8 protein-coding genes, 5 tRNA genes and 1 pseudogene are annotated in these 14407 nt (G+C 29.9%); 11 read left to right on the top strand and 3 right to left on the bottom strand.

Annotated elements, in window-relative coordinates; translation table 11 throughout:
* The first annotated feature begins 7 nt into the window (after positions 1-7).
* The 8 genes from minD to ERCIPSPA2889_RS01600 all read left to right on the top strand — a co-directional run bounded on the left by minD (position 8) and on the right by ERCIPSPA2889_RS01600 (position 3825).
* Positions 8-820, top strand: a complete 813-nt coding sequence (gene minD, locus ERCIPSPA2889_RS01635) for a septum site-determining protein MinD (RefSeq protein ID WP_157989130.1) — start codon at positions 8-10, stop codon at positions 818-820.
* A 3-nt stretch (positions 821-823) separates the two neighbouring features.
* Positions 824-1096, top strand: a complete 273-nt coding sequence (minE, locus tag ERCIPSPA2889_RS01630) for a cell division topological specificity factor MinE (protein ID WP_157989129.1) — start codon at positions 824-826, stop codon at positions 1094-1096.
* A 181-nt stretch (positions 1097-1277) separates the two neighbouring features.
* Positions 1278-1354, top strand: a tRNA-Arg gene (locus ERCIPSPA2889_RS01625).
* A gap of 73 nt (positions 1355-1427) precedes the next feature.
* A tRNA-His gene (locus ERCIPSPA2889_RS01620) sits at positions 1428-1503 on the top strand.
* Positions 1504-1517: 14 nt separating this feature from the next.
* Positions 1518-1605: transfer RNA gene (locus ERCIPSPA2889_RS01615), tRNA-Leu, on the top strand.
* 54 nt (positions 1606-1659) lie between these two features.
* A tRNA-Pro gene (locus ERCIPSPA2889_RS01610) sits at positions 1660-1736 on the top strand.
* A gap of 243 nt (positions 1737-1979) precedes the next feature.
* Positions 1980-2672: a 5'-methylthioadenosine/S-adenosylhomocysteine nucleosidase gene (mtnN, locus tag ERCIPSPA2889_RS01605; RefSeq protein ID WP_157989420.1), complete on the top strand. Its 693-nt coding sequence runs from the start codon at positions 1980-1982 to the stop codon at positions 2670-2672.
* A gap of 346 nt (positions 2673-3018) precedes the next feature.
* Positions 3019-3825: a TatD family hydrolase gene (locus ERCIPSPA2889_RS01600; RefSeq protein ID WP_157989128.1), complete on the top strand. Its 807-nt coding sequence runs from the start codon at positions 3019-3021 to the stop codon at positions 3823-3825.
* Positions 3826-4399: 574 nt separating this feature from the next.
* Here ERCIPSPA2889_RS01600 and ERCIPSPA2889_RS01595 read toward each other — a convergent pair.
* Positions 4400-4476 (bottom strand) — tRNA-Val (locus ERCIPSPA2889_RS01595).
* A 1312-nt stretch (positions 4477-5788) separates the two neighbouring features.
* Between ERCIPSPA2889_RS01595 and ERCIPSPA2889_RS01590 the strand changes: the two are divergent.
* Positions 5789-6747, top strand: a pseudogene (locus ERCIPSPA2889_RS01590) (rod shape-determining protein).
* Positions 6748-7214: 467 nt separating this feature from the next.
* Here the strand turns inward: ERCIPSPA2889_RS01590 and ERCIPSPA2889_RS01585 are convergent.
* Positions 7215-8102: a biotin--[acetyl-CoA-carboxylase] ligase gene (locus ERCIPSPA2889_RS01585; RefSeq protein WP_157989127.1), complete on the bottom strand. Its 888-nt coding sequence runs from the start codon at positions 8100-8102 to the stop codon at positions 7215-7217.
* Positions 8099-9139: a UDP-N-acetylmuramate dehydrogenase gene (gene murB, locus ERCIPSPA2889_RS01580; protein ID WP_157989126.1), complete on the bottom strand. Its 1041-nt coding sequence runs from the start codon at positions 9137-9139 to the stop codon at positions 8099-8101. The genes ERCIPSPA2889_RS01585 and murB overlap by 4 nt, the downstream gene beginning before the upstream one ends.
* An 857-nt stretch (positions 9140-9996) precedes the next feature.
* Here murB and tkt point away from each other — a divergent pair.
* Together tkt and ERCIPSPA2889_RS01570 are read left to right on the top strand one after the other, a co-directional pair.
* The gene (tkt, locus tag ERCIPSPA2889_RS01575; RefSeq protein WP_157989125.1) at positions 9997-11997 is read left to right on the top strand and encodes a transketolase; all 2001 of its coding nucleotides are present in this window, start codon (positions 9997-9999) and stop codon (positions 11995-11997) included.
* A 1164-nt stretch (positions 11998-13161) separates the two neighbouring features.
* Positions 13162-14337, top strand: a complete 1176-nt coding sequence (locus ERCIPSPA2889_RS01570; RefSeq protein WP_157989124.1) for a phosphoglycerate kinase — start codon at positions 13162-13164, stop codon at positions 14335-14337.
* Positions 14338-14407: the final 70 nt, after the last annotated feature.

The following is a 14407-nucleotide window of genomic DNA, read 5'->3' as shown; positions in this document are numbered from 1 at the left end:
CTTATATATGTCACGCATAATTGTTGTTACGTCTGGCAAGGGCGGTGTAGGCAAAACCACATCCAGTGCTGCTATTGCAACCGGTTTAGCAAAGAAAGGTAAAAAAATTATAGTCATTGATTTTGATATTGGTTTGCGTAACCTTGATGTAATCATGGGGTGCGAGCGCCGTGTGGTATACGACTTTATAAACGTTATACATGGTGATATCTCTCTAAATCAAGCTTTAATTAAAGATAAAAATACTAAAAATCTTTTTATTTTGCCTGCCTCACAAACCCGTGATAAAGATGTGCTAAGTCGCTCTGGTGTCGAAAAAGTTCTAGAGGATCTACACAATATGGCCTTTGATTTTATCATCTGTGACTCACCAGCTGGCATTGAAACTGGTGCTCTAATGGCGCTGTACTTTGCTGATGAGGCTATTATTACCACCAACCCAGAAGTATCTTCTGTGCGTGATTCTGATCGAATCCTCGGCATTCTCTCGTCTAAATCTAGGCGAGCAGAAAATAATATAGAACCAATTAAAGAACATCTACTGATAACACGCTACAACCCAAGACGGGTTAACTGTGGTGATATGCTCAGTATAGAAGATGTTCTAGATATCCTACGTATTCCGCTAACTGGAGTAATTCCTGAAGACAAATCAGTACTACGTGCCTCGAATCAGGGTAAGTCAGTGATACTTGATCCTAAATCTAATGCAGGTCAAGCATATACTGATACTGTCGCTCGCTTACTTGGAGAATCACGTCCATTTCGATTTATTACAGAAGAAAGAAAAAACTTTCTGCAGCGCTGGTTTGGAGGGTAAACCATGGCCTTTCTCAATTATTTTATATCCCGTAAAAAAAATACAGCTAGCATAGCGAAGCAGCGTTTACAAATTATTGTAGCAGAGAGAAGAAAAGGAGAGAGCGAACCACATTATTTACCTCAATTAAAAATAGATTTATTAAAAGTAATTGATAAATACTTCATAATTAATCCGCATATGTTAAATGTGAAGTTAGATCAAAAATATGAAGATATCTCCATTCTTGAGTTGAATATTACATTTCCTGAAACAGATACAAAAAAAAATCTTTAGTTACGATTTCTTATGTTTAGACCTGCTATTAAAATTTTGATCTTCATTATACTTAAAGAAGAATATATATGTTTTATAATAGAGAATATTTTATGATCTATCAAAAATCTATACTACGAAATTTTATAAAAAAAGTAGACAAGATAAATTCTGCCAAGTAGAATATTATTTTGTATATTTTGCACTCGTAGCTCAATTGGATAGAGCGCTGCCCTCCGGAGGCAAAGGTTACAGGTTCAAATCCTGTCGGGCGCACCATCAAAATTATTCTGCAGTACTTAAGATGACCATCTTGTACTGGTAAGGCTAAAAAAATAATATAGTTATTATGGTGGCTATAGCTCAGTTGGTAGAGTCCTGGATTGTGATTCCAGTTGTCATGGGTTCGAGCCCCATTAGCCACCCCAGATTTATATTTTATGCGAAGGTGGCGAAATTGGTAGACGCGCTAGCTTCAGGTGTTAGTGTCCTTAAAAGACGTGAGGGTTCAAGTCCCTCTCTTCGCACCACCTCAATGAAATAATATTTCATCCTCTAATGATGACTTATTTTAGAACAATATACGGCGAGTAGCGCAGCTTGGTAGCGCAACTGGTTTGGGACCAGTGGGTCGGAGGTTCAAATCCTCTCTCGCCGACCAATTGATAAATTTGTTAATAAAATATGTTTATTAATATATAGTTTATATTTATAGAAATAAAAAATTAAAATTTTTATAATGAAAATAACTTATAATATTACATTGAATAATTTTCAAAAAAGTCTCACGGAAAGAAAAGATAAGAGATAAAAAGAACCACTATCAGCGTTGATATTAAAATAAAATATAAAAATCTTCATGACATCTTCATATTATAATAATAAACCGGAGCAAAGTATCGCTATGAAAGTTGGAATAATTGGAGCCATGGAAGAAGAAGTAAATATACTTCGTCATCAAATAAAAAAAAGAAAAAAGATATATTTATCTGGTGCTGAAATTGATAGCGGGATATTAGGTGGAGTAGAAATTTTTCTTATAAAATCAGGTATCGGTAAAGTTTTAGCAGCATTAAGTTGTACATTATTAATTAGCCTATATAAAATTAATATACTTATTAATATTGGTTCAGCAGGAAGCCTGCATCCTAAATTCAAAATAGGAGATATTGTTATTGCCAGTGCAGTCCATTATCATGATGTAGATGTCACAGCTTATGGTGGTCAATTAGGACAAGTTCCAAATTGTCCTTTTTTGTTTTACGCTGATCATCATTTAATGACTATCGCGGAATCTTGTATTCAAAAGCTAAATCTTTTTGCGATTCAAGGAATTATAGTTACCGGAGATTCCTTTATTCAAGGAAATGAATCACTTCAACGCATTCGATATTCTTTTCCTGAAGCCATTGCAGTCGATATGGAAGCTGCTGCTATTGGTCATGTATGCTATCAATGTAATATTCCTTTTATTATCATACGTTCTATTTCTGATTTTGCCAACAGTAGATCACCTAACAACTTTCATACTTTTTTAAATGAAGCCGCGCAAAAATCCTCATTAGTGGCTAAAAATATATTAACTTATCTTATATAATACAGAATAGTAAATTTACTATCTATCATTATTTCCCATAATTATAAAGTAATTTTTTATATAAAGATCTATAAAAATTATTTTAAGATTGTAATTCATGCTATTCCATAATGAACTGATTCACTATATAATGAAAAAATATAAGATTAGTTAATATGAATTTTTAGCTCTTCCTAACACTTTTCTTTTATTACATTTCTGCATCAAATGTATAATTTACTTATGTATCCTATATTCTATATAAATATAGAATATTAACATGTTGTTAAATGATTATTAATGCTATTAATATATGTATTCACTATCACCAGTTTTTGTATTTGATATTTAGAAATAGGATATAATAATGTTTGATATTGGAGTGAATTTAACAAGTCAGGAATTTATTAGGGATTATGATAAAGTAGTACAGCGTGCACATGAAGCCGGAGTAACTGGGATGATTATTATTGGCACAACTATGTTAAATAGTCGTCAAGCAATCATACTGGCCGAAAAAGATGTGAAGTATTTATGGTCTACGATTGGTATTCATCCTCATTATGCTAGCACATGGTCAAAAAAAATTAACTCTGAAATGCGTAAATTAGTAATCCATCCTTGTATTGTAGCCGTAGGAGAATGTGGTCTAGATTTTTATCGTAATTTTTCTACAAAAAAAGAACAAATGTATGCATTCCAAGCTCAGATTGAGCTAGCAATAGAGCTTCACATGCCAGTTTTTTTGCACTGTCGTAATGCTCATAAAGATTTTATGTCGATTCTTTCACCTTGGATTCCTACTCTAAAAGCAGTTTTAGTACATTGCTTTACAGGAACGCAATCAGAATTGGAGGTTTATTTAGAGAATGATTTTTATATTGGTATTACAGGTTGGATATGCGATACAAAAAGAGGAGCAGACTTGTGTAAATTAATACCTTTAATCCCATCTAATCGTTTAGTGATAGAAACAGATTCACCTTGGTTAATACCAAAGGATATTTTTCCTATGCCATCCTCTAGACGAAATGAACCTAGTTTTTTACCCCATATTATGCAAAAAGTTGCTATATTACGCGAAGATAATATTGTAAATTTATCTCATCAAACGACTTGTAATGCCCATGCATTATTTAATCTCTCATCAAATATTAGAGATATTATAATTTAATTTTATTTTTTAAAAATAATCAGTAAATCACTTTGAATCGATATTTTTATAAATTATAATATTACAGTTATAGTAATTATTCATAATTATATATTTACAGAATATATTTTATATATAATGTATTTTTGCATTCTGTTGATATAATTACAGATAATATTATTATAGAAAATCTTTTCTAAACTGTTATGCACTATCGTTTTATGAAGGATTAATATTTTATAAAATTCAACCTTTATAAAAATATATCTTAAGATGATTTATTGATAATTGTTATAGTAATTTTTTTTGAATGAATACTCAATATTCTTCTACTACGGAAGAAATATTATCAAAAACAAAAATCAAAAACCTTATTAAACCTAAAATATTTCGTGTTTGTTTGCACATAATAATTCATTTTAACTATACATCAAACAAACCGCTCCTAGTGGTATATAAAAAAAATAAAATGACTTATATTTCAGTCACACCTGTTATCTTTTAAAGATACCTATTAAATTTTATTATTAATTATAAAAAACACAATTTTATCATATAAATTAGTGATATATGTACCATATTAATATAATAATTTTGGTGCGTCCGAGCAGACTCGAACCACTGACCCCCACCATGTCAAGGTGGTGCTCTAACCAACTGAGCTACGGACGCATTAAATAAAAACTAAATATTTAAAAGATTTTAATAATAACATTAGTTACATGTTAATTTTAAGAATGATATCTAATATCATACTACAATGTCTACCTTACTATAAATATATTCTTATAAAAATATGTCTGATTATTGTTAAATAATAATAAGCTACAAAATAAATTATACGCTTAAAGCGCTTCTTTTACTTCTTTATGCTAAATTAATATCTTGTTCTATATGTAGAATTGAATAGAATCTGTGCCTAAACACTAAAGATAATTAAAATTTTTTAAAATATAATCAATCTTAATATAGCAAGTTACTAACATTAATTATATTATTAAATAATATTACTATAATAAAAACCTTATTCCTAATAAAATAATAAAAAATTAAGATAAAAATAGGTATCTCCATAATATGATTAAAAGAAAATTTCATGAAAATATAATTTTTAATTAAAAACACCACATACATATTTTTAATTACAGTAAAACTGTATGATTAATTATTACTCACTTGTATGAATCACTTGTATAGAAAAATTTTAAAAAATCTTAATCATATAAAACTCTAAAACTGAATAGAAAACAATATATCTACACAAGGCATCAATCCTTAAATATATCTTAAATTATCTTAAAAGATAAAGCTCATCTATTCTAATGATATTTAAGTAATATAAATTATATTAACATACAATATTACATACTACCTATCTCGCGATATCTTAAACTAAAATTTTCAATATCATATATAAAACATGGACCTTCATAGTTATTCTGAACTTTGCATTTTGTAAAAAATCTTATTACATAATGCTAATATTCTTTTATTCAATGCTATCACAATACAACCCATCTAATAACACTAAACGCACATGATATAATATCTATATATCTATAAATACAGTAGTTATATTCTATGCGATTATTATTGAATCAGAATTACTAACACGATTACTCACTCAATAATATTTAATAAATAAAATTTTCTACCATAATTTTAATTAATCAACTAATACTACTATTAAAGTGTAAATTTTTAAATAAATCTCCACCTATGATAAAATATAATTTACTTTTAATATGAGTAGAACCTTGTCGTAAATATTAATTTACGCCAATTATAAGCTTATTTAAAAAAGTAGATTAATACAATATTGTATTAAATATCATTTTTAGTTTAAAGAAGAATCCTTATCGTATATTTGAAAAAATTTTATAGCATGTTTTCTAATGATGCGTTCATTGACTTGGTTACTATTAGTGCTCTACTATAGACAAAAGAATAAGGAATTATACTTAATCAACCTTCTGTTTTTTCTATCCGTTATAATTGCACTGGATCATCTAAAAGCATAGAAGTAGTTGGTAATAACATAAAAAATATCTTAGGTCGCACTCCTAGCAATATTTTTATGATTCTATCCATGAAAGATGAGGTAAGGGCTGATTCTTTTGCTACCAAAACAATACTCTGACACTTTATTAAACAAATGCACAATAACAGTTTTTGACGCCCCAATCTAAAAATAGCTATCTACATTCTAGCAGGAGACAAATAAGTAGAGCATTGTGCAATTTATGATCTATCCAAGGTACTGGTGCACATAAAGTGCTCTTGATGGAGAAGTTTATGCAATTTTCTATTGTCACAAGAGTGCCAGTTTTTAGAGTAACTGGTTGAGTGGTAATTGATATTAATAAAAGGCCTGCTAAAGCTGAAGTAATGTTATTAAATAATGTAGTACATTTTTCTTCTGTTCGTATTGGTGATGATCGATTTGATGAAGTGATCATTAACTATTTTAGGCATAATCATGGTTCCTTGATTAGCTAAGCCACTACAGGGCGCATTAAGTATTGCCTTGGTCCTGCCTATCCAGAAGATGATACACTAGAAATTGCAGCACGAACATGCACTTTAGTTGAAAGTATTCCACGTAGTGTTACTTGAAACTTTCAAGAGATTTTAGAAGCCATAAAAGAATCATGAATTGGTATTATTAGCGCCATCATGGATTCTTTAGAACAATTCCCACCTGAACTAAGAATCTGATATTTTTAAACGAGGCATGATCTTATCTGATAGAGAAGCTCTATTGCAAAACCTTGATCACTTATTAATAAAAACAACTGGAATTCCAATGGTAATTGCAGAAGATCCGCTAATTTTGTGTAACGCATAACAACAAAAAAAGCTTTAAAAATAATTAATGTTTATAGCGAAGACTTATTTAGTGAATATCAATTTACTAATATAGATTCGCTGAACTATGCATGATTATAGGTGTGTCACTAAAAACTCCTTAATATTGGTAGTATTTAGAACTCTATGTCGTCAAATGGAAAGTCCGTAAAAAAAATATCAATATGGAGTATTTCTTAATAACTTAAAATTGCCAGAAATTTAGACTATTGAACTAACCCTATAATACAAAAGTATTAAGTCTATTCTCTGGGTTTCAAGAAAACAAAATATAATTATAACAATCAACTTTTAATAAAACATTCTCCTGGTTCTTCTGATGCAGTAAATCCATATATCATCATAGGATCTTGTATCCTAATTATTATTAATATACACCAACACATATCTTTTTTTGAGCACTCTAAAACATTAAATATAATGCTCATTCAGAACGTTTTAAATTTATGAATCCAGTGTTCATTAAAAATTCGTCTTTAAAGTTAAAACCCTTAATTACTTACCATTAAAGGTTAAATCACAATTTTTATATCTAACTTATTCTATTCAATTAGGTCAACAATACTCTGCGGTTTGTGATCACTTTTAATGTGTGCTAGAAAATCATTAATGTAATTATCTATATACATAGTGGATTCATAACCCATAGTCATCCCGTATTGTTCAAATTTTGTTAATGCTATATACATTGTATTAAGAATACTCACTAATAAAGAGTTTTTATCTATACACATTCCTGTTTCTTCTAAGTCTATCCAACTGTTTTTAATCAAAATGCTATTTGCTAGTTTTTTCATTGACAGATTAATACCAGCACCGATTACTACATCTAATACATTTTCAGTTTTCGTTTTAATTTCTACTAAAATCCCAGCTAATTTACGATCATGCAAATAAATATCATTAGGCCATTTTACCCTAATATCTGAAACACCTTCTTTCTGAAGAATTTTTGCGATAACAATACTAATCAATCGACTTAGGCCTATTGCTGGCACTATTAAACTCTGATCTAAACGCCAGTACATGGAAAAATATAAATTAGACCCAAAAGGTGAGAACCATTGCGCTCCATGTTTTCCGCGACCATTCTTTTGGTATTCAGCTGCACAAGTATCACCTGATTTTAAATAAGATACAGTATCTAATAAATATTGATTAGTTGAGTTAATAACCGGTATGACCGCTAGGCGACCACCTAGTAACTCTTTATTAATTTTTTGTTCATTTAAAAGTTGCATCGAACATGCAAATCTATAATATTCATTATCTAATATACAAATATGAATATTCCACTCTCTTAACATTGCTATAAGATATAAAACCTCCGAACAGCTTATACCCATATAATAGGCAAGCTGGATTTTTGAATACACTTTACCATCTGATAAAATTTTAATCAGCTTAATTCGTAAAGTGCAATCTTTCATGTAATTACCTCTACAGAATCTATTTTTCCTTGAGCAGCGATAAAACAAACCTCTGGCTCCAACCAAATATTAAATTTCTCCCCTACACGTCGACGAATAATACGAGCTAAGTTTATGATATCTTGACTACTGGCAGCGCCGGTGTTAATGAGAACCAGCGCCTGTTGATTATGAACAGCTGCACCACCAACCCGATATCCTTTGAGTTCGCATTGATCAATTAATCCAGCAGCTGATAGAATAACATCACCATTATTTTTTAGGCGATATGGTATTTTTGGATGCAGTGTTAATAAATCAAAAGCGGTCGGTGATGTCACTAAAGGATTTTTAAAAAAACTACCAGCATTACCAATGTATTTTGGATTAGGTATCTTACTACGGCGTATTTTACAAACAGCATGAAAAACCTGCATCGGTGTAACTGTTTGCGGGTTAAGCATTTTTAATACACCATAACTTAATACAGGCTGCCACTTTTTTATTAATTTAAAACCTACAGCAATAATAACATAATGATTTTTATAACGATGCTTAAAAACACTATCACGATATCCAAAACAGCATTCATCAACTTTAAGTCGTTGATGTGATCCATCATTTAAAAAAAGAATATCTACATACTCACAAACTTGTTTTAATTCAACACCATAAGCACCGATATTTTGAATCGGGGCTGAACCTACACAACCTGGAATTAGTGCTAAATTTTCTAGCCCAGCTAGACCTTTATATAACGTTGTTTTAACTAATTGATGCCAGTTTTCTCCAGCCCCTACATGTAGCAACCATGTGTGAGTTGTTTCTGTAAAACTAATACCTTTTATACGATTAATGAAAACTTTTCCTTGAAAATCCTGTAAAAAAAGTACATTACTCCCTTCACCTAAAAACAATATAGGTTCACTTCGTCTGACGCTCTTGTCCAAACTTTTATAAAAGAGAGAATCTACATTATGTATAATAGTTACGTTATTAGCATAAACATCAATACCGAATGTATTCCAAGGTTTCAGTGAAGCTCTTTGAAAAGACATGCTAAACCTTTCTGTAATTAAACTAATAAAAATGCGCTTTTAAAATACAAGTGACATGCTATTCCTGTTAAAATGATTAATTTATAACAATATATTGGTAATATTACTGTATTCATAATATGCTGTATATAATATTACTGATAATATAAGGATTAATTAATAAAAGTTCTGCTTATGTATTAAAGTATCTGCATTTCAAATATACACATACATATATATGTATACATGCAAACAAAAATAAATATATAAAATTTTCAAATATTTTATATACAAAAAATATTATCACTGCGTAACATGTAAGTTATTATTAATTATTTTAAGAAAACATTATGATACAAAAAAACTCTAGCTTATAATTGTGCTATCTTATAATAATTAAAACCAGAATGTTAACAAAAAATAATTATTTTATACCAGAAGTAGATATACACGTGTTGCTAAAAAATATCTATTTTTGTCTTAGACTATTTTACAAAATAAAAAATAGTATTAAAGAGTCTAAATAAATAAATTAAAAAAAACCTATTTTAAGACAACATAAATATCATTTAGTAATTAATCTTGAAGATAAGATAGATCTTTATTTTTAATTTAAAAGATTTATATATATTTAAAATATGTGAATATATGTAGATAAGCCGATATATGATAGATAAATAGACACGATAAGTTCCTTTATGTAGCAAGATTCTAGTAATACCATTACTATCAGATTGTAATATAACTTAATCTGTTGTAAAATTAATATTTTATATGTTTCTTTATTAAATTATAATATTTATTGATTTCCTTTAATCTATGCAATGTGCGCAATCAATTTACATGCTAAGTAACATTTTATGTAATCTGGAGTAAGAATGTGTTCTCGTAAAGAAATGGCCAATACTATTCGTATATTAAGTATAGATGCAATACAAAAAGCTCAATCTGGTCATCCAGGTGCACCGATGGGTATGGCTGACATTGCAACAGTTCTATGGCATGATTTTTTAAACCATAATCCTATGAACCCGTCTTGGATTAATCGTGATCGCTTTATTCTTTCCAACGGGCATGCTTCTATGTTACTCTATAGTTTATTGCATCTTACTGGCTATAATTTACCAATGAGCGAGATAGTTAATTTTCGTCAAGTACATTCAAAAACTCCTGGTCATCCTGAATATGGATGCACTATAGGCGTAGAAACCACTACTGGTCCTCTCGGACAAGGGATAGCTAACGCTATAGGTATGGCAATTGCAGAACATACACTTAGAGCTCAATTTAATCGTCCTGGTTATAATATAGTAGACCATTACACTTATGTTTTTATGGGTGATGGTTGCATGATGGAAGGTATTTCTCATGAATCTTGTTCATTAGCAGGCACTTTAAAACTAGGAAAGTTAATAGTTATTTATGACCAAAATAATATTTCCATTGATGGGAAAATAACAGGTTGGTTTACTGATGATACAGAGAAACGCTTTAAAGCTTATGGTTGGCATGTGCTGCCTAATATAGATGGTCACGATACTAATATCATTCATCAAGCAATCAGAGAGGCTAAAGAAACTGATGATCGACCTTCTCTTTTAATGTGTAAAACTATTATTGGGTTTGGTTCTCCAAATAAAAGTGATACACATTATATTCATGGATCTCCGCTCGGAGAAAAAGAAATCGCGCTTACTCGTAAAAAATTAAATTGGCAATACGAACCATTTAAAATACCACAATATATATATAAATGTTGGGATGCAAAAGAGTCTGGTCAAAAAAAAGAGAGCGCATGGAATAAAACATTCTTAGATTATTCAAATGTTTTTCCTAAATTAGCGAAAGAATTTCAAAGACGAGTAAATAAAGAGTTACCACTAAATTGGAATTGTAAATCACAAGCATTCATTAAAAACTTACAAAATAACCCAAGAAATATTTCTGGTCGTGAAGCTTCTCAAAAAACTATTGAAGTTTTTGGAACATTATTACCAGAATATCTCGGCGGCTCCGCTGATCTCACACCTAGTAACCTCACAATGTGGTCTGGATCAAAATCTATTAATGAAGATATAACAGGTAATTATATTCATTTTGGAGTACGTGAATTTGGCATGACTGCTATTGCTAACGGAATTTCTTTACATGGTGGATTTTTACCATATACTGCTACTTTTCTTATGTTTGTTGAATACGCTCGCAATGCTGTACGTATGGCGGCATTAATGAAAATCCGACATATCATGATTTACACTCATGACTCTATTGGAGTAGGTGAGGATGGCCCAACGCACCAACCTATTGAACAATTGGCAAGCTTACGCTTAACACCAAATCTGAGCACCTGGCGCCCTTGTGATCAAGTAGAATGTGCAATTGCATGGAAACATGCCGTGGAACGCAATAATGGACCGACAGCATTAATTTTATCACGTCAAAATCTACCACAGCAAGCGCGCACAACTTCACAGTTATCTAATGTTTTTCGCGGTGGTTATATCCTAAAAGATTGTATCGGTTCTCCACAAATAATTTTTATCGCTACTGGATCTGAGGTAGAGTTAGCGGTAATTGCATATAAACAACTTACAGAGGAAGGATATAAAGCACGCGTCGTATCTATGCCATCTACTGACACCTTTGATATGCAAGCATCTGATTATCGCGAACTGGTATTACCAAAACATATTACAGCACGTATAGCAATTGAAGCAGGCATTGAAGGTTTTTGGTCAAAATACACTGGACTTAATGGTATAATTATTGCTATGACTACATTTGGTATATCAGGACCAGCCGTAAAATTATTTTCATTATTTGGTTTTACTATTCAAAATATACTTACAAAAACCAAAGAATTATTGTCATTCTCTTAATCATAAAATAAATCAGAATACTTTCAATCTAAAATAATCTTTAAAATATAAATGATCTTGATTTTTTCTATTTTATTTTCAATAAATGTATAACAAAAAACTAATATTTTCAAAACAATAAAATTTAAAATATATGATAAACTATTTTATAAAATTTTATAACTTATTTTTCACAAAATGATAAGTTATACCAATCTTACTTAATACAGTCTTATCCTATAGCGAAAATTTAATAAATATTAATAGTATTTTCTTTTAGTATATTTAAAATAAAAATATCGCTATTATAATCAAAAACACATATAATAAATATTTTTACATTATAGCTAATCTATAATGTTTTATATACTAAAAATGTGAATAGTATTCTTATGTTTTTTAAAAAAAATACTCTTATAAATTCAAGATGCTCTAAATCTTCTCTATAAAATATATATACTTAAAAAGAGATCGATATCTTTGTAGATATATTAGAATTTTTAAATTTCCATATCTATGTATCTATACATTTATATATTTATATTAATAAATATTAATAGTTTAATTCTATCAACAATAGAAAAATTAAATGCCCCTTTTAAAAAAAATAGTCAATGATATCGATCATCTTTTTTTTATAAATGTTTTTTAGTAAGCTGCTGTAATATATCAACGAATCTAATCAATATCTTAATTTTATCAATGTACTAGATGTGCTATATATAGATAACTTGTCATAATAAACTCTTTATAGAATAAAAATTAGCAGTTAGTTTGATCGTACAACATATAAATTATATTATGCATTAATATTTTATTATTATCATAGTTAAGGCTGAAATTATATTAATGTAATATTTTATTAACTAACATTATAAAAAATAGTTTTAATACTGATTGATAAGAAGTTATTTTTAAAAAATTTTATAGTATTTACTGCAAAATAGTATACTCACATAACCCCTTGCTAACTAAAATATAGATTTAAGTAAAAATAGTAAAAATACAAAAAGTAAGTATTATATTGAAAAAATAGTCTAGTCTTTCTATATCTCATTTTTTATCACTAAGTCACACAATGATTAAACATATTTCTTATTATATAATGGTGCATAATAGTTATAGTGATTTTTTATCAAATATAGTTATATATAATAATGTAATGAAAATTACAAAGAGGTTTTTATGTCCATTATTACCATGAATGAGCTAAATTTGATGGGTAAACGCGTTTTAATACGTGCTGACTTAAATGTACCAATCAAGTCAGGCATTATAACATCTACCGCGCGTATTCGTGCAGTACTGCCAACGATTCAACTGGCATTAAAAAAAGGCGCTAGCGTTATAATTGCCTCTCATCTTGGTCGTCCTACTGAAGGGGAGTATAATAAAAATTTTTCTCTACTGCCAGTAGTAAACTACCTAAAGTCAGAATTTGGAAAAGCTCAGGTCACCTTTAACGCAAACTATTTAAATGGCATTCACTCAGAAAAAGGAACTATTATTGTACTAGAAAATGTTCGATTTAATAAAGGAGAAAAAAATAATGACCCGCATCTTTCACGTAAATATGCTGCGCTATGCGATATATTTGTGATGGATGCTTTCGGTACAGCGCACCGAACAGAAGCATCAACACATGGAGTTAGTCAATTTGCAGCTACGTCTTGCGCAGGACCACTATTATTAGCAGAACTAGAAGCTTTAGAAAGAGCCCTTACAAATCCTGCACGTCCGATGGTAGCTGTGATTGGTGGCTCTAAAATATCTACTAAGTTTGATATATTACGTACACTAGCGAAAATCTCAGACACTATCATTGTTGGTGGAGGTATAGCTAATACTTTTATTGCTATAGATAATCAGGTAGGAAAATCACTCTATGAACCAGATTATCTTCCTATTGCCAGAACACTACGTGATAATTTTTCTATATCAATACCTATAGACGTTCGTGTTAAAGAAGGATCCTCTAAAACTTCTGTACCTATCGTAAAAAAAATCTCTGAAGTGACAAAAAACGAAGAGATTTTAGATTTTGGAAGCCAAACCGAGCTCTTAATGGTTCAATTATTAAAAAGCGCAAAAACTATTCTCTGGAATGGTCCTGTCGGTTTATTTGAACATCCTGATTTTCGCCACGGAACAGAAAAAATTGCGCATGCTATTGCAAATAGTAATGCGTTTTCTATTGCAGGTGGAGGTGATACATTAGCAGCGATTGATTTATTTAAAATTCAAGATAAAATTTCATACATATCAACTGGTGGTGGTGCATTTTTACAAGTTGTGGCCGGTAAAGAGCTTCCTGCGGTTTCTATCTTAAAAGAACGTGCAATTAATCTCTCTCATGGGTAGTGCATATACTTGACAATCTATTGTCATCCTCATTGTGGTAACAATGTATTATTAATGCCTAAAAAAAGAC

This window comes from Candidatus Erwinia haradaeae (assembly GCF_900698985.1).
Lineage (GTDB): Bacteria > Pseudomonadota > Gammaproteobacteria > Enterobacterales > Enterobacteriaceae > Erwinia_E > Erwinia_E haradaeae_B.
The sequence above is the reverse complement of the archived record's forward strand: the minus strand, read 5'-3'. Positions and strand labels throughout refer to the sequence as shown.